General features: G+C 62.8%; 16 protein-coding genes. 8 read left to right on the top strand and 8 right to left on the bottom strand.

Features of this window, described 5'->3' with window-relative positions:
* Positions 1 to 10: 10 nt before the first annotated feature.
* Positions 11 to 1,222 (bottom strand): Fic family protein, encoded by a 1,212-nt coding sequence (locus AB0O58_RS14540; RefSeq protein ID WP_287452519.1) that lies wholly within the window; start codon positions 1,220 to 1,222, stop codon positions 11 to 13.
* A 163-nt stretch (positions 1,223 to 1,385) separates the two neighbouring features.
* Positions 1,386 to 1,889: a DUF1648 domain-containing protein gene (locus tag AB0O58_RS14545; protein WP_052053708.1), complete on the bottom strand. Its 504-nt coding sequence runs from the start codon at positions 1,887 to 1,889 to the stop codon at positions 1,386 to 1,388.
* 115 nt (positions 1,890 to 2,004) lie between these two features.
* On the opposite strand from AB0O58_RS14545, the gene AB0O58_RS14550 reads away from it, so the two are divergent.
* The gene (locus AB0O58_RS14550; RefSeq protein ID WP_366238326.1) at positions 2,005 to 3,507 is read left to right on the top strand and encodes an SAM-dependent methyltransferase; all 1,503 of its coding nucleotides are present in this window, start codon (positions 2,005 to 2,007) and stop codon (positions 3,505 to 3,507) included.
* Positions 3,504 to 3,779 (top strand): hypothetical protein, encoded by a 276-nt coding sequence (locus AB0O58_RS14555; RefSeq protein WP_366238327.1) that lies wholly within the window; start codon positions 3,504 to 3,506, stop codon positions 3,777 to 3,779. The genes AB0O58_RS14550 and AB0O58_RS14555 overlap by 4 nt, the downstream gene beginning before the upstream one ends.
* Here the strand turns inward: AB0O58_RS14555 and AB0O58_RS14560 are convergent.
* Positions 3,763 to 4,080 (bottom strand): helix-turn-helix transcriptional regulator, encoded by a 318-nt coding sequence (locus AB0O58_RS14560; RefSeq protein WP_167329389.1) that lies wholly within the window; start codon positions 4,078 to 4,080, stop codon positions 3,763 to 3,765. The two genes, AB0O58_RS14555 and AB0O58_RS14560, sit on opposite strands and share 17 nt — an antisense overlap.
* 92 nt (positions 4,081 to 4,172) lie before the next feature.
* On the opposite strand from AB0O58_RS14560, the gene AB0O58_RS14565 reads away from it, so the two are divergent.
* The 3 genes from AB0O58_RS14565 (at position 4,173) to AB0O58_RS14575 (ending at position 7,437) form a co-directional block, all read left to right on the top strand.
* Positions 4,173 to 5,219, top strand: a complete 1,047-nt coding sequence (locus tag AB0O58_RS14565) for an SDR family oxidoreductase (protein ID WP_094623181.1) — start codon at positions 4,173 to 4,175, stop codon at positions 5,217 to 5,219.
* An 82-nt stretch (positions 5,220 to 5,301) separates the two neighbouring features.
* Positions 5,302 to 6,591: an MFS transporter gene (locus AB0O58_RS14570; protein ID WP_032399136.1), complete on the top strand. Its 1,290-nt coding sequence runs from the start codon at positions 5,302 to 5,304 to the stop codon at positions 6,589 to 6,591.
* A 54-nt stretch (positions 6,592 to 6,645) separates the two neighbouring features.
* Positions 6,646 to 7,437 carry a thioesterase family protein gene (locus AB0O58_RS14575; RefSeq protein WP_032399135.1) on the top strand — a complete coding sequence of 264 codons (792 nt, stop codon included), beginning with the start codon at positions 6,646 to 6,648 and terminating at the stop codon, positions 7,435 to 7,437.
* On the opposite strand, the gene AB0O58_RS14580 is transcribed toward AB0O58_RS14575, so the two are convergent.
* From AB0O58_RS14580 to AB0O58_RS14595, 4 genes are all read right to left on the bottom strand, one after another.
* Positions 7,425 to 8,903: a mannitol dehydrogenase family protein gene (locus tag AB0O58_RS14580; RefSeq protein ID WP_287452524.1), complete on the bottom strand. Its 1,479-nt coding sequence runs from the start codon at positions 8,901 to 8,903 to the stop codon at positions 7,425 to 7,427. The genes AB0O58_RS14575 and AB0O58_RS14580 overlap by 13 nt on opposite strands.
* A gap of 103 nt (positions 8,904 to 9,006) precedes the next feature.
* A complete protein-coding gene (locus AB0O58_RS14585; protein ID WP_283550899.1) occupies positions 9,007 to 9,978 on the bottom strand; it encodes an ABC transporter substrate-binding protein in 972 nt (323 codons plus the stop codon).
* A gap of 54 nt (positions 9,979 to 10,032) precedes the next feature.
* Positions 10,033 to 11,130, bottom strand: coding sequence for an ABC transporter permease (locus AB0O58_RS14590; protein ID WP_287452525.1), 1,098 nt, complete (start codon positions 11,128 to 11,130; stop codon positions 10,033 to 10,035).
* Positions 11,127 to 11,906: an ATP-binding cassette domain-containing protein gene (locus AB0O58_RS14595; protein WP_032364377.1), complete on the bottom strand. Its 780-nt coding sequence runs from the start codon at positions 11,904 to 11,906 to the stop codon at positions 11,127 to 11,129. The genes AB0O58_RS14590 and AB0O58_RS14595 overlap by 4 nt, the downstream gene beginning before the upstream one ends.
* 406 nt (positions 11,907 to 12,312) lie before the next feature.
* On the opposite strand from AB0O58_RS14595, the gene AB0O58_RS14600 reads away from it, so the two are divergent.
* Complete coding sequence (locus AB0O58_RS14600; RefSeq protein ID WP_027497731.1) at positions 12,313 to 13,038, top strand: SDR family oxidoreductase; 726 nt, start codon at positions 12,313 to 12,315, stop codon at positions 13,036 to 13,038.
* 30 nt (positions 13,039 to 13,068) lie between these two features.
* Positions 13,069 to 14,076, top strand: coding sequence for a LacI family DNA-binding transcriptional regulator (locus tag AB0O58_RS14605; protein WP_027497732.1), 1,008 nt, complete (start codon positions 13,069 to 13,071; stop codon positions 14,074 to 14,076).
* On the opposite strand, the gene AB0O58_RS14610 is transcribed toward AB0O58_RS14605, so the two are convergent.
* Positions 14,069 to 14,641, bottom strand: a complete 573-nt coding sequence (locus AB0O58_RS14610; RefSeq protein ID WP_283315498.1) for an AAA family ATPase — start codon at positions 14,639 to 14,641, stop codon at positions 14,069 to 14,071. The genes AB0O58_RS14605 and AB0O58_RS14610 overlap by 8 nt on opposite strands.
* A 74-nt stretch (positions 14,642 to 14,715) precedes the next feature.
* On the opposite strand from AB0O58_RS14610, the gene AB0O58_RS14615 reads away from it, so the two are divergent.
* Complete coding sequence (locus AB0O58_RS14615; RefSeq protein WP_366238328.1) at positions 14,716 to 15,720, top strand: LacI family DNA-binding transcriptional regulator; 1,005 nt, start codon at positions 14,716 to 14,718, stop codon at positions 15,718 to 15,720.
* Positions 15,721 to 15,730 lie beyond the last annotated feature (10 nt).

The following is a 15,730-nucleotide window of genomic DNA, read 5'->3' on the forward strand; positions in this document are numbered from 1 at the left end:
CGAGTGCGTGTTATCGGACCCGCCGGATGCCGTCCGCGAAGTCGTCGAGAGCGGCAAGTATCTCCTCGGCCTGCCACACCCTGTTTCGTCGCCCCTTCGACGTCTGGTGCACAATTCCCACCTCGGTCAGCTTGTCGATTGCCCGCTGAGCCGCAATCTCGCTGACGGCGAAAGTGTTTCGTACGTAGGCGTTGTCGACGACCGGTTGCGCCACCAGCGCGTCGAGTAGTTTCCACACAACCGAGTCGCTGCGTGCGACGACGCGATCGGTGTACTCGGTTCTGACGTCGGACAGCTCGTCTACCAATCGCCGCCCACCTTCGACGGCGTGGAACGTGGCAGCGGTGAGGCTTCGCACGATCGCCTCGACATCCCCGGCGCGGTAGGCATCCAGACTTCGGAAGTAGCCTGCGGTGTCCGTGAGGAGCCCAGCAGACAATGGAACCGTCACTCGCTCCGTCACTTCTGCCCTCCGCAGCATCGCGTGGACTATGGCTCGGCCCGTTCGCCCGTTTCCGTCCGTGAACGGGTGAAGCGTTTCGAATTGCGCATGCGTGACGGCGATATGCGGGATGACGGGCAAGTCCGAACGAGCTGCGAACTCGAACAGGTCGGCAAGTGCACCCTCAAGCCGGTCGTGGTGCGGTGGAACGAAAGCGGCACGGTGCGGGCCTATGTCCGATCCCCCGATCCAGACTTGCTGAGTTCGCCATTGCCCCGGGAACGGATCGCCGTTGGACTCCATCAGCGATCGGTGCATCTGAAGCACGCTTGCTTCTCCGATCGATGATCCGACCTCGAGTGCTGATTCCATCGCACGGACGTTTGCCGACACGATCGAGGCGTTCCGCGTTGTGGGCGCACCCAATTCGGCGAGTGCAAGTGCCCTGGCTCCCACGGTCAGATTCTCGATTTGAGAGGACGCCGAGCTTTCCGTCCGCAGCAGAATCGAACTCATGGGTGCATGTTCCACCGACGAACCGAGCCGCTCAGAGGCATAGTGGTCGAATCGAACGATCTCACGGAGGGCGTCCTCCGACTCTGCGATCAGCTGCGCAGGCAGGTTCAGCTCTACCTCTGCAATACGCGGCGGTACAGCTGCTCGATAGTCACCCTGATGCAGCCGCCTCTGGGCGCGCGACGTGTACGAATCGGCGACACGCCACGGCCGGCTCTCGAACTGCACCGCAGACCAGGATGCACCGGCCTCACCGTCCGCCATTATGAGACCATACCAAACCTTATTTGTATATAGTTTGGTATGGACTGCTAAACCGTACGATCGGCACGCTCGGACAGTGTCGAGATGAAGGTCGACTCTGCCGATGGCAGCTACCTTTTACAGTCAGGCTCGAAATTGGCCATGTTGCAACCACTCCCCTGACTCAGTCCTTCGGAATACGGTATCGACTGCCCATGAACGCGAAGGCCGCATATCCCAGAATCACCACCACATAAAGCACAGTCGGCACCACGAACACCCACGCGCTCACCGACGCACCTGTAGTCGTGCCCGCAACGACGCAGATCCAGGCGAACAGCAGTGCGGAGGCGACTCCGATCCAGTCGAGGTCCTCGGAAATCTTGCGGTTCAGTTCGGGCCGATTCTCGGGGGCAGTCCAGTACTCGTGCAGTCGTCGACTCGGCAGGTTCACCAGCTGGGCCGGGACCTTCGGCAGCCACCACCCGACGCTGACGAACAACCCGATCATGACGAACCCGGTACCACCCATCGTGAGGAGGAAGGAGAGCTTCGAGTCCATCCGATCCACCTGACCGGATCCGTCGAAATGAGCGGGTATCTCGTCGCCCGCGGTGACGGCGACCCACACGAGGCTACCGACGAAGACGAGACTGGACAGCAGTAAGGCAGCGCGCGAAAGCTTCATCCCAGTCAACATTAGCGCCTGCGGCAGTGGTGCGGTGCTGAGCCTCTGGGTCGCTCCGCAGGCTATGCTCCTGTGCCACAGACGGCACCTATCCGCACCACTGCCGGAGGCATCGATGCCCAACAACGAGTTCGGAGACTTTCAGACTCCGGTCGAGTTGGCGCGCGCGTTGGTCGACACCCTGCCCGGTCGCAACTGGACCCGCGTCCTGGAACCCACGTGCGGTGTCGGGAACTTCCTGTCGGTGATGGCCCGGACTCATCCCGAAACAGAGCGCGTCGGGATCGAGGTGCAGCCCGAGTATGCCTCGTCAGCAGCACAATTCGGCAGGATCATCACAGCGTCGATCTTCGACTTCGATCTGGCCCGAGATATCGAGTGGAGTTCGGGGCCCGGCGCGACCCTCGTGATCGGCAACCCACCGTGGGTCACCAACTCGCAACTGTCGGTGCTCGATTCCGCCAATCGACCCGCACGCACGAACACGAAGAACGCTCGCGGCATCGATGCCATCACCGGCAGCTCCAACTTCGATATCGCAGAGTTCATTTGGGTCAAGTTGCTCACCGAATTCGCAGATCGCCCCGCCACGATCGCGATGATCTGCAAAACCCAAGTAGCTCGAAACGTTCTGCTGCACTGTGCTCGGCATCAGCTTCCGGTGACCGGTTCGAGCCTACGAATGATCGATGCGAAGAAGTGGTTCGACGCAGGGGTCGATGCCTGCTGGTTCGTTGTCGAACTCGGGCCGGGCAAGGCCGACTACACCGCACAGGCATATCCGAGCCTCGATGCGGTGCAGCCGGACAATAGAATCGGAGTCGTCGACGGCCAACTGGTCGCGAATGTCGATGCATATCAGCGCAGTAAGCAGTTCGACGGTGCGAGCCCTCTCGTATGGCGGCAAGGCATCAAGCACGACGCCACAGCGGTGATGGAGTTGGCCGAAAATGGCGGCCCGCGAACCAAACTGGGAACCGGCGTGGACATCGAAGCCGACTACCTGTTCCCACTCTTCAAGTCCACCGATGTCTACCGCGACAAGCTGGACTCGGTGTCAAGGTGGATGATCGTGCCGCAGTCGCATACCGGTGACGACACCGGGCTACTTGCGTCGACTGCACCGAAGCTGTGGAAGTACCTGAACGACAACGCCGCCGTCCTCGACGGGCGGAAGTCGTCGATCTATCGCAATAGAGCCCGGTTCTGCATCTTCGGTGTAGGCCCGTACACGTTCGCGCCGTGCAAGATTGCGATTTCCGGGTTCCACAAGATTCCACAGTTCAGGATGGTCGGTCTCTACGACGGCAAACCAGCCGTGTTCGACGATGCCACCTATCTGCTCCCTTTCGAGGACCCCGCAACCTGCTCCGTCGCCCACGCGTTACTGACCGGGCCCGAAGCTACCGATCTCATTGCTGCTCTGGCCTTCTGGGACAGCAAGCGGCCCGTGACGAAGAAGCTCTTGCAACGCATCGACCTCGCGGCGGTCGCCCGGGCGACCGACCCCGTCGTACTGAGTGAGCGTTCCGCAGCGGCGGCAGCTGCGCACGGTCTAGTGTTCGAGGCAGCATCGCTCACTCGCGCGGTGGATCTCGCGAGAGGACTTCCACTGTGACTGCCGATCCTCTTCAGCGACAACCCGTTCCAGAGCTGGTCCTCTTTTTCATCGGCGGTGGCATGTTCGTGGTGGATACCGTGGCGAAGTGGAGCGCGTTGATCTTCGTGTCCATCTTCCTCTGCGTATTTGCCGGTTTCGCAGCCCTCATTTCGACATGGCTGGCCCGTCAGAGTCGGCGCATCATCGCACTGTCCGGCATCATCAACCTGCTGTCAGGCCTCATACAGAAGTCGCGCCGACGCAGTGGAGACGTCACAGATCCGTCTTGATGGTTTCGGTCAATCGGTCGAGGTAGTCGGCGTTGCGTTTGTAGTGCACCCAGGGCCCGATTTTGGTGCTGGTCACCAGGTGGGCGCGTTGTAGCACCGCCATGTATTGCGAGGCAGTCGACTGCGAGACGCCGGCCCTCGACTGAATGTGTTTGAGGCACACCCCTACCTGTTCGGCCGGTTCGAGCTGCGGCGGAAAGTCGCTCGGCTCCTTGAGCCATTGCATGATCGCCAATCGCGCCGGGTTGCTGAGAGCACCGAACACTGCCGCAAGCTCCGCTGGATTCAGTTCGTCAGCCACCCTCGAAGCGTACTCCAATATCGCAATATCGCGATCTGTGGTCTACCTACTCGGACATCGCAATATCGCGATATTCAGATAAGGAGAAGCCGATGAAGACAGCAGTAGTCGTGGGGGCCAACGGCGTGATCGGCGGAAATCTGGTCGAACACCTGCAGCGGACCGGGGATTGGAACATCATCGGCCTGTCCCGCCGCGGCGGTATCGACTGCGAACGCGTCCGGCACATTGCGGTGGACCTGCTCGACGGCGACGAGACTCGACGCCGACTCTCGCACCTGACAGACGTCACGCACATCTTCTACGCCGCGTACCAGGAACGCCCCACGTGGGCCGAGCTGGTGCCTCCCAATCTGGCGATGCTCGTCAACGTGGTCACCGTGATCGAGGACAGTTCTCCGAACCTGGAACATGTCAGCCTGATGCAGGGTTACAAGGTCTACGGCGCGCATCTCGGACCGTTCAAAACCCCTGCGCGCGAATCCGATCCACCGCACATGCCGCCCGAGTTCAACGTCGACCAACAACAGTTCCTCGAAAGCCGTCAGGTCGGAAAGAGGTGGTCCTGGTCGGCTATCCGGCCATCGGTGGTGTGCGGTGTAGCGCTGGGGAATCCGATGAATCTGGCCACCGTCATCGCTGTCTACGCCACCATGTGCAAGAAGCTGGGCGTGCCCATGCGGTTCCCGGGCAAGCCCGGCGCTTTCGGATCTCTGCTGGAAATGACCGATGCGTCGTTGCTCGCCGAAGCGACCGTCTGGGCCGCAACTACGCCGGCGTGCGCGAACCAGGCATTCAACATCACCAATGGCGACCTGTTCCGCTGGAACGACATGTGGCCGCGCATCGCGGACATCTTCGGGTTGGACACCGCCACCCCACTGCCGATGTCGCTGGCCGACGTCATGGCCGACAAAGAGCCACTGTGGAATTCGATCGTTGCCGAGCACGAGCTGAAGCCCACTCCCTACCGCGATGTGTCGTCCTGGGCGTTCGGTGACTTCGTGTTCTCCTGGGACTACGACGTCATATCCGACGGCTCCAAGGCCCGCCGTATGGGTTTTCATCGTTTCGTGGACACCGAGGCGATGTTCGCCGGCATCGTCACAGATCTCCGGCGGCAACGAATCATTCCCTGAGCGAATCGGGCTCGGTGGTTCCGCACCCGGGAGCTGTGGAGGCATAGGCTTTTCGACGCACGCCCCCGACAAGGAGATCGCCATGTCAGTGAAGTCCGAATCGACGTCCACTCGGCACGTGATGCCCAAGAAGCAACTACTCGCAGTCAGTATCGGCAATGCCGTCGAGTGGTACGACTGGACGGTCTATGCGACATTCTCGATCTACTTCGCGACCCAGATCTTCTCCGGTGACAACCCGGCTGTGGCTCTGTTGAGCACCTTGGCGACGTACTCGGTGGCGTTCTTCTTCAGGCCGCTCGGGGGCTTGCTGATCGGACGGTTCTCCGATCTGCGGGGGCGACGCCAGGCAATGATCTTGACGATCGCGATGATGTCGGGTGGGTCGTTCGCGATCGCGGTCCTCCCCACGTTTTCCGTAGCAGGGTGGATCGCTCCGATTCTGCTGTTGCTGGCCCGGATCGTCCAGGGCATGTCGATGGGCGGTGAAGTCTCCAATGCGTCGGCCTACCTCGCCGAGATCGCCCCGAACGATCGGCGGGGGCGATACTCGTCCTTCTATTACATCTCCACCGGCACGGCCATTCTCCTTGCGTCACTGCTCGGCGCGTACCTGACGTTCGTGCTCGACGACGACCAACTGAGCTCGTGGGGCTGGCGCGTACCGTTCGTCATCGGCGGGCTGCTCGGAGTAGTGGGACTCTGGATGCGACGCGGCATGGCCGAAGCCGACAACCAGGAGCGCAACGCGGTGAAGGCGAAGGCCGTGCGAAACCCGTTGTGGATGACCATGAAGCACCATCCCCGCGCCGTTCTGCAGGTCATCGGATTCGTTCTCCTCGCCACACTCGCCTACTACACGTTCTTCTCCGCGATGACGCCCTACGCCGTCAAGCAGCGCGGAGCAGACGCCAACGACGTGTTCGTAGCGTTGTCGATCGCGACAGCAATGTTCGTCGCGCTGCAGTACCCCATGGGCGCTCTCGCGGACCGTATCGGCCGCAAACCGCAATTGCTCACCTACGCTGCGCTGTTCGCGATTCTGATCATCCCGCTCTCCAAGCTGATCGGGCCGTCGTTCGTCAAACTGCTCATCGTCTTCTGCGTCGGCCTGCTGCTGTTCGCGATGTGCTCGGCCATCATTCCTGCCGTTCTGGCCGAAGCCTTCCCGGCAGAGCTTCGAGGTGTAGGTATCGGGGCCTGGTACAACCTCACGGTTGCGTTGTTCGGTGGCACCGCTCCCTTACTGGTCAATGCCTTGTCCGACGCAGGCCACGCCGACTGGTTCTTCTATTATCTCGCTGCAGCAGCTGTGATCTCGTTCTTGACGATGGTGTGGATGCCGGAGAAGCGTGGCCAGGACCTGGACTGATTCTCGGCGACACTACGATCGGATGGCACACCGTCCGAGGCCGTAGGAGATTCAATGCACCCGTTCGACGCAGCAGTCGCACTCGAGAGTGTCGGCGACGGCACGTACGCCGGACGTACGTCGCCGTCGTACAACAACATGGTCGGCCCGTTCGGCGGAATCACTGCTGCATCGTTCGTCCGGGCCATCGAGCTCCATCCCGACTGCCAGGGAACACCGGTCTCGTTGACGGTGAACTTCGCCGGTCCTGTCGCCGAGGGTGATTTCGAGATCTCGGCTCGCCCTGTGCGGACCAACCGAAGCAACCAGCACTGGTATCTCGAACTGACTCAGAACGGTGCGGTGGCGACGACCGCGACCGCGGTGTTCGGTTCGCGTCGTGAGACCTGGGACAACATCGAGGCGACGGCCCCTGACGTTCCCTCCCCCGCCGACACGAAGCAGGGCGGTCTTCCCGACGCCATCGCGTGGGCACAGAACTACGAGATGCGTTTCGTGCACGGCGCACTGAGCGATCAGGAGTCCGCTGACTCGACCGAGACTCTGTGGATCCGCGACACACCACCGCGGCCGATGGACTTCGCGGCCCTGACCTCGCTGAGCGATGTGTTCTATCCGCGGATCTTCCAGCGGCTCGGCACGTATGTTCCGGCTGGGACGATCTCGTTGACTACCCATTACTTCGCTACGCCCGAGGATCTCGAGCAGCATTCCGACGGATACGTCCTCGGCACCGCGCGGGCACGCCGATTTCACCAGGGCTACTTCGACCAGACTGCCGAATTGTGGACCGAGGGCGGGATTTTGCTGGCCACCAGTCACCAGATGGTCTACTACAAGGTGTGACTCACCGACGACTGTTCGACCAGTCGTCGTACCGCGCCCCTCGCACCGTTGTCCTGCAGCGAACGCTTGGCTCGCTGGTACGCACCTCGTAGTCGCGGGCTAACCGAGAGGTCCCCGAACACTGCGCGATTGGTCAGGAATGCTCCGGGATTGTCGTGGTCTTCCCACGACAGTCGCTGCAGACGCTCCGCATCGACGTCGATCATGGGCACGTCTCCACGCTCGTACACCCCACACCATCCGGCGAGTATCAACGCGCAATGATCGACGGTCCGATCGTGCGCCAACCGATCTCGCAGTACCGGCAGCACGAATTTCGGGATTCGCGCGGAGGCGTCGACGATCTGACGTTCGAGGGTGTCTCGAACGGCCAGACTCGAAAATCGTTGCAGCAGTTGCTCTATGTAGGTGTCGAGGTCGATCCCCGGCACCGGCGCGAGCGTCGGGGCAGCCTCCGCACGCATGTACGATGCGACGAATTCACGCATGTCCGGATCCGCCATCACCTCGTGAACGTGGGTGTATCCGGCGAGGATGCCGAGGTAGCTCATGGCCTGGTGGGATCCATTGAGCAGCCGAAGTTTCATGTGCTCGTACGGTGCGACATCGGAGACGAGTTGCACTCCTACTTCGTCGAACGGTGGCCGCCCGAACGAGAAGGTGTCTTCGAGTACCCACTGCGAGAACGATTCCGACTGGACGGGCCACCGATCGTCGATGCCGAAGTCACGTCGAGCATCCTCGATGACGGTCGACGTCGTTGCCGGCGTGATGCGGTCGACCATCGAATTGGGGAACGCGGTCGTGGCATCGATCCAGTCGGCGAGATCGCGGTCGTGGTGGCGCGCGAAGGACGTCAGCGCGGTGCGCGTGACCGCTCCGTTGTGGACGATGTTGTCGCACGACATCACGGTGAACGGCGGTACTCCATGGAATCGACGGGTGGCGAGAGCCACGGTCAGAAAACCGAAGACGCTCTTGGGTATGGAGAGATCCTCGAGATCCGCCAGCACCGACGGGTCGGTGGGCTCGAATGCGCCCGTGAGATCGTCGACGCCGTAACCGCCTTCGGTGATGGTCAGGGACACGATCATCGTGGACGGTGAACTCAGCACATCGATGACGGCCTGCGGATCGTCGGGTGCGAAGACGAAATCGGCGACGGAGCCGACGATTCGGGCGTCACGTATGCCGTCGGGGTCGACGGTCACGACTGTGTAGAGGTAGTCCTGGGCGTCTAGGACCTCTCCGATTCTCTTGTCCTGGGGCAGCACTCCTACCCCGCACAGCGCCCAGTCCAGGTGCCCGGCCGCGAGCAATCGGTCGAAGTAGACCGCCTGATGTGCGCGGTGAAACGCACCGACACCGAAATGAACCACACCGCAGTGCAGTTCGTCCGCGTCGTACTCGGGCCTCGCGACGGTCGCCGGTAGGTGTTCCAACGTGGTGCGACGAAGCTCGGTCATGACTTCGGTCCTCGAGTCGGCTGAAGATGAAACGGACGTGGTGAGCGGTGGCGCTCCCGGGCAGGTTCTGCCACCAGGAGCACCACCGCAGTTCAGGGGTGAATCAGCAAGACGACTTGTAGACGTACTGTGCGCCTTCGCCGTCGATGTTGTCGGCGGTGATGACGTGGAAACCGGTGGAGATCTCGGCGGTGACCGGCTTGTCGTCGATGGCAGCCATGGCCTGCTCGACGCCATCGGTGCCGATGGTGCCGGGCTGCTGAGCGATCAGGGCCTGCACCGTTCCCTCACGAAGCTGCTTGACCTGCGCCGGGCCCGCATCGAAGCCGACGATCTTGACCTGATCCTGCTTGCCTGCCTGCCGAACTCCGGTTGCGGTGCCTTCGGCCGCAAAGGTGTTGGCGGCGAAGATGCCGACGATGTCGGGGTCCTTGGCCAGTGCGGCCGAGACCAGACGGGCTGCTTCGGCCGGATCGTTGTGGCTGTACTGCACGCCCAGGTAATCGAAGGCCGAGTTCGCTCCGACGGCTTCCTCGAAGCCTTCCACTCGGGCGTCGGCGGTGGAGACTCCTGGATCGGTGGAGATCACCAGTACCTTGCCGCCTGCCGGGCTGAGCCGCTCGATGGCGCTGAATGCCTCTGCGCCACCGCCCTTGTTGTCGGACGAGATGGAGGAGACCGCGATGGACGGATCTTCGAGAGTGGTGTCGACCAGGACGACCTTGATACCGGCCCTGGAGGCTGCCTCGAGGGGGGCCTGCATGGCGGCGACGTCGGTGGGCGCAATGAGAATGGCCGACGGCCGTGATGCCACAACCGAATCCACGATCGGCTTCTGCAGCGTCGGGTCGAACTTCACCGGCCCCTGGGTGTCGACGGTGACGCCTGCATCCTTGGCTGCGGCCTCGATTCCGCACTGCATGCTGATATAGAATTCGTCGCCGCTGACGCCCTGGATGAAGGCGATCTTGCCGCTGCCGCCACCGCTTCCGGAGTCGGACGAACAACCCGCCAGGAACATGGCGGAGACCGAAGCGACACTCAGTGCAACGACGGCGGTGCGTGATGTGATCATGGTCGACTTTCTTGTAAGGGGTTGCGAGTGAGGGAGTTCAGGGCCGGTCCGAAGCTAGGGACTTCGAGACCAGAGTCTCTTGAGGGAGCTGGACGATTGGCCTCGACTTGCAGCATCGCGTCGACGTTGGTCGAAGTACACCGCGGCGATGAGAACCGCACCGACGGCGACCTGCTGCCAGAAGGGCTGTACTCCGACGATGACGAAGCCGTTCTGCAGTACGGCCGGAATGAACAATCCGACGACGGTGCCGAACATGGTGCCGATGCCGCCGAAGAGGCTGGTTCCACCGATGACCACTGCCGCAATGACATTGAGGTTGGTCTGGGACTGGCCGGCGATCGCGGTGGTGCCGTACTGAGACAGCGACAGTATGCCCGCCAACCCGGCGAGGGTGCCGGAGAGTGCGTAGATCTTGACCAGATGCATGTCCACCTTGATGCCGACGCGGCGGGCGGATTGCTCCTTGGAGCCGACGGCGAAGGTGTAGAGGCCGAACTTGGTGCGGTGCAGAACGATTCCGAAGATGACGACCAGCACCAAGGCGATGCTCGAGATCAACGGGATGGTGGTGGCAGGCAGGTTTCCGTAGCCGATCGTGTCGACGAGAACCGGTGGTACGTCGCGGATGTCGACGCCGCCGGTGATGACCTGCGACAGACCGAGCGCCCCGCCCAGTGTGCCGAGTGTGACGATCAGCGGAGGCACTTTCGCCTTACCGATCAGAAATCCGTTCAGCAGGCCCCAGCACAGGCCGCATCCCAGCGCCACCACGATGCCGACGGCCGCCACTCCCCAGCCGTCGCCGCCGATCGCGGCCATCGTCTTCGCCGATACGACGCCGGAGAAGACGAGCACCGAGCCGACCGAGAGGTCGATGCCGCTGGTGACGATCACGAACGTCATGCCGATCCCGAGGACGGCCAGGATGGAGACGTTCTGGATGATCTGCCGGATGTTGCCCCATTCGGGGAAGCTGCCGGGGGCCATGATCGAGAACACCAGGCAGATCGCTGCCAGCACCAGCACGATCTGAAAAACCTGGACTCGCGCCAATTTTCCGAGCGACTCGACGAGATCGAACGTGTGCCGTGACGGCCTGTCGCCGGGAGGCAACGGCTCGAGCGATGGGGAGATGGTCTGGTTGCTCATCGTGTTGCTCCGGTGGTTGCGCCGGTCATCGCACCGACGAGTTCTTCCATGGTCGTGTTCTTGGCGTCGAGGGTGGCCACGCGCTTGCCCATCCGCAGCACCTGGACGCGGTCGGCTACTTCCATCACGTGCGGCATGGAGTGGCTGATGAACACCACGGCCACTCCCCTGTCCGCGACCCGGCGGATGGTGTCGAGGACGTTGCGCGTCTGCACCACACCGAGGGCGGCGGTCGGTTCGTCGAGAAAGACGACGCCCTTGGCCCAGGCGACGGCACGCGCGATGGCGATTGCCTGTTGCTGGCCGCCGGACATCGATCCCACCGGGACGGTGAGGCTGCGGACGGTTGCACCGAGTTCGTCGAGCGCATCCTGTGATTGCTTGCGCATCGTGGAGACGTCGAGGAAACCGAGGCGGCCGAGCGGCCCCTTGGCCGGCAGTTCGCGTCCGAGAAACATGTTCTGTTGCGCGTTGAGATGCGGAGCGAGCGCGAGATCCTGGAACACCGTCTCGATTCCGAGCTCTGCCGCCACCGTCGGACTGTCGAGATCGACTGCGGTGCCGTCGAACAGGATCTCTCCGGTGTCGACGGCCAGGCTGCCCGAAAGAGCCTTGACCATCGTGGACTTGCCTGCGCCGTTGTCGCCGATGAGGGCGACGACCTCACCCGGGTAGATGTCGAAGTCTGCGTCGTCGAGGGCGCGCACGTTTCCGAAGCTCCTCGACAATCCCCTCGCTTCGAGGATCGGTGTCGCAGCAGGTGCAACGGTGGCCATGGGTACTCCTCGGTCGAATGGAAACGTTCGGGTGTGGGACAGGACGCCCCCGCCGACGCCGGTGCAGCACGGTTCGAGAACTGGGCCTGCGCGGCATGTCGAGCTCCCTGCGGGGCTCGCTGTGTTAACGAGTGTGACCCACACAACTCGCATTGTCACGTGTTTCGCGAAAATTCATGTCACCGGTGACATGGCCTGTCGACCCGGCAGTTGTTCCGCCGCAGTACGAGGCCGATATCCGACCACGGAGTACCGTCTCTGAACTGGACAAATGGACGATCTACACCGTTTTCGCGACGGGAACGACGCGCTGCGGTACCGTCCATGACACCGATGACATACGCGTCCACTCCGGGACGAATGACACCGATGACATGACCACTCGGAACAGTGAAGGTAGACCCCCATGGCAAAGTTCGACGGCCGCAAGATCTTGGTGACAGGTGCCAGCGGAGGCATCGGCTCGGCAACGGTTCGGCGCTTGGTGGCCGACGGTGCCGACGTCGTCGCGGCGGGCCAGTCGGTGGACGCGCTCGACAAGCTGGCCGACGAGACCGGGGCCACGCCCCTGGCGTTCGATCTGACGTCCGAGGACAGTGTTCGCGACGCCGTCGCGGGCCTCGAGCTGTACGGGGTGGTCAACTGCGCCGGTTTCGGCGGCGAGATCGCCACGCCTCAGGACACCGACATCTCGATCTTCGACAAGGTCATCGCCATCAATGCGCGCGGCGCACTGTTGGTCATCAAGTACACCGTCCCCGCCATGATCGCCGCGGGCACCGGAGCCATCGTCAACGTCTCGAGCCAGGCCAGTCTCGTCGCTCTGACCGGACACATCTCCTACGGGTCCTCGAAAGCAGCCTTGGACAACATCACTCGGGTCTCCGCACTCGAACTCGGCCGCCACGGCATTCGCGTCAACGGTGTGAACCCGACGGTCGTCATGACGGAGATGTCGGCGTTCTACTGGGGTCGCCCGGAGATCGAGGAGCCGTTCCTGGCGCAGATGCCGCTGGGACGCTGGGCCACCGAAGACGAGATTGCCGCGCCGATTGCCTTCTTGCTGAGCGATGATGCTTCCATGGTGACCGGAGTGTCGTTGCCGGTGGACGGCGGCTACACCAGTCGCTGACGGGACGAGGACGAGCAGACGGGGTAGATCATGACCACCATGCAAGACGTCGCGGCGCTGGCCAAGGTCAGTGCCAAGACCGTCTCACGGGTGTACAACAACGACCCGCACGTCGATCCCGATACTCGTGCCCGCGTTGCCGAAGCGCTCGAGTCGCTCAACTATGTGCCGAACACGATGGCGACCTCCTTTCGCAACGGCCAGACGGCGGCCATCGGTGTCGCCGTACCGGACATCGACGACCCCTTCTTCTCCTCCATCGCACGCGCAGTGGAGGAACGGGCCCGCCAGGACGACATGGCAGTTCTCGTCACCAGCCTCGGTCACGACGGAGATCAGGAACAGGCGTTGGTGGAGTCGCTGCTGCGTAGGCAGTTGAGCGGCTTGATCATCGCGCCGACGGGTGCGGACCACGCATACCTGGAGCGCTGGATCGACAAGACTCCGACGGTGTTCGTCGACCGCGCACCCGACGGCCTCAAAGCCGACAGCTTCGTCGACGACGATCACGGCGGGGCGGTACTGGCCACCGATCATCTCCTCGATCTGGGTCATACCCGCATCGCCGTGATCGGCGACAGTGCCGGGATCCCGACCAGCCGCAATCGCTTGGTCGGATATCGAGAGTCGTTGCAGGCACGGGGAATCGAGTTCGACGAGGCTCTCGTCGCTCTGGGTGTGCTGGACCGCGAGGACGCCCGTGTGGCACTGACCGACTTGACCGCACTCGACAGTCCCCCTACTGCACTGTTTCTGTCGAACGCGCGAGTGGCAATGGCCTGCGTGCCTGTTCTACAGCAGATGAACTTGCTGCATCTGGCGTTCGTCGGATTCGGCGACTTTCCCCTCGCCGATGCAGTGATGCCACCGGTGACGGTGATCGATCAGAACCCGGCTCGACTTGGCCATCTGGCCATCGAACGACTGCTGGGTCGAATCGAAAATCCCGGGCGCCGTTACAAACGGCGCAACATCCTCGGCGTCGAGCTGATCGAGCGCGAATCCTGCACTCCCGGAACCACTCACACCATCAGCTGAGCCCGAGTTCTCGGGCAACGAGATCGGCTTGCTGCGCGGTCGTCAGTTCGGCGTCGACGCGTAGGTGCGGAATGCGCGGCGTCCGAGCGGGCGGATCCACCGGCCGGTGGGCATCGCGATCCGCCCCACGAGCGGCCCGGCGTCGCGCCAGGAGCTCCGGCGATCCGTCGACGTGGATCACCTTCGTTGCGGCTGGGGACAATTCGTTCACGAGTAGCGTCCATTCGGGCGCACCCGTCAATTCGCGGGTGAAGGGCGCAACGAGGACGGGCCGCTGACCGAGTTGTACGAGATCCCGGGCAGCGGCGCGCACCACGGCGTAGCGCCCGGCGCGAATTCGCTCCGAATGGGGACCGGCACTGTTCCAGTGCGGGCCTTCGATCAGCGAATCCAGTTCGTCCAGTAGCGGATTGGTGATGGTGTCCAGGTCGAGCAGGGCCGTGCCGAGACGGCGCGCCAGCTCTCTACCCAGCGTCGTTTTGCCACTGCCCGCCGCGCCGGCAACCACCAGGACCGGCAGGGATTCCCGTTCGATTCCGAGGACGTCTTGACAGACATGAGGCATAGCGGGAATCATACAAGACAACGTTGTCTCGCATACGTGCAACAGCGACACACTTCCTCCGATCGAGAGTTCACGTGACCGAGCGCGCCAGCATCAAAGACGTCGCCGCCTTGGCGGGCGTCAGCTTCAAGACCGTCTCACGCGTCGTCAACGGCGTGGATACGGTCCTGCCTGAGCTGCGCGAGCGGGTCGAGGCTGCGGTGCAGGCACTGAACTACGTTCCGAACTCCGCCGCCAGGTCCCTGAAATCGGGGTCGGGCAACACCATCGGGATCGTCGTCGACTCCATCGACGACGTCTTCTTCGCATCACTGGTCAGTGCCGTCGAAGATCGCGCACTCGAACACGGGCTCGCCGTCATCGTCGGCAGCACCGGCTTCGATGCCCAGCGCGAACGGGATCAGCTGGCTCTCCTGGCCGGACAACACGTGCGGGGCATCATTCTCGCGCCGGTCGGCGACCACAGCGACTTCCTCGTACCTCGGCGTCGCACACTGCCCACGGTCACCATCGACCGCTCGATCACCGGTTTCGATTCTGTCATCGTCGACGATTACGGTGCCGCCAAGCGAGCCGTCGAGAAGTTGGTGGCAAGCGGGCACACGCGAATTGCTCTGCTCGGCTTCGACGATCGCCTGCAGACCGCGCAGTTGCGCAGGCAGGCGTACCTCGACGTTCTCGCCGATCTCGGCCAAGAGCCGGAGGCCGCGCTCGCCCCTCCGGTATCCCACGCCGCAGATTCGGTGCGGCCTGTAGTGAAGAGTCTACTGGCGCAGCACAATCCACCGACTGCGTTCTTCGTCGCCAACGCACGACACGCGACCGCCGTGGTGTCGGTTCTGCACGAGATCGGGCGCACCGACGTAGCCATGGTGTCGTTCGGCAATTTCTCGCTCGCCGACGCCGTCAGCCCGTCGGTGACCTGCATCGACCAAGACCCATATCGCATCGGCACCCTCGCATTCGACCGCCTGGTGCAGCGGTTCGACGATCCCTATCTCGAACCCGAGCAGCAGATTGCGCCGACCACTCTGGTGGAACGACTTTCACACGCACTCCCCCTACCCGTAGAGAAATGAGAACTACTCC

It is taken from the genome of Rhodococcus sp. NPDC080181, assembly GCF_040702225.1.
Taxonomy (GTDB): Bacteria; Actinomycetota; Actinomycetes; order Mycobacteriales; family Mycobacteriaceae; genus Rhodococcoides; species Rhodococcoides fascians.

Coding starts and splice junctions, on each gene's coding strand:
- AB0O58_RS14540 (WP_287452519.1), bottom strand. CDS start 1,222: ATGGCGGACGGTGAGGCCGGTGCATCCTGGTCTGCGGTGCAGTTCGAG.
- AB0O58_RS14585 (WP_283550899.1), bottom strand. CDS start 9,978: ATGATCACATCACGCACCGCCGTCGTTGCACTGAGTGTCGCTTCGGTC.
- AB0O58_RS14605 (WP_027497732.1), top strand. CDS start 13,069: ATGACCACCATGCAAGACGTCGCGGCGCTGGCCAAGGTCAGTGCCAAG.
- AB0O58_RS14595 (WP_032364377.1), bottom strand. CDS start 11,906: ATGGCCACCGTTGCACCTGCTGCGACACCGATCCTCGAAGCGAGGGGA.
- AB0O58_RS14575 (WP_032399135.1), top strand. CDS start 6,646: ATGCACCCGTTCGACGCAGCAGTCGCACTCGAGAGTGTCGGCGACGGC.
- AB0O58_RS14610 (WP_283315498.1), bottom strand. CDS start 14,641: ATGCCTCATGTCTGTCAAGACGTCCTCGGAATCGAACGGGAATCCCTG.
- AB0O58_RS14590 (WP_287452525.1), bottom strand. CDS start 11,130: ATGAGCAACCAGACCATCTCCCCATCGCTCGAGCCGTTGCCTCCCGGC.
- AB0O58_RS14580 (WP_287452524.1), bottom strand. CDS start 8,903: ATGACCGAGCTTCGTCGCACCACGTTGGAACACCTACCGGCGACCGTC.
- AB0O58_RS14570 (WP_032399136.1), top strand. CDS start 5,302: ATGTCAGTGAAGTCCGAATCGACGTCCACTCGGCACGTGATGCCCAAG.
- AB0O58_RS14565 (WP_094623181.1), top strand. CDS start 4,173: ATGAAGACAGCAGTAGTCGTGGGGGCCAACGGCGTGATCGGCGGAAAT.
- AB0O58_RS14550 (WP_366238326.1), top strand. CDS start 2,005: ATGCCCAACAACGAGTTCGGAGACTTTCAGACTCCGGTCGAGTTGGCG.
- AB0O58_RS14545 (WP_052053708.1), bottom strand. CDS start 1,889: ATGAAGCTTTCGCGCGCTGCCTTACTGCTGTCCAGTCTCGTCTTCGTC.
- AB0O58_RS14600 (WP_027497731.1), top strand. CDS start 12,313: ATGGCAAAGTTCGACGGCCGCAAGATCTTGGTGACAGGTGCCAGCGGA.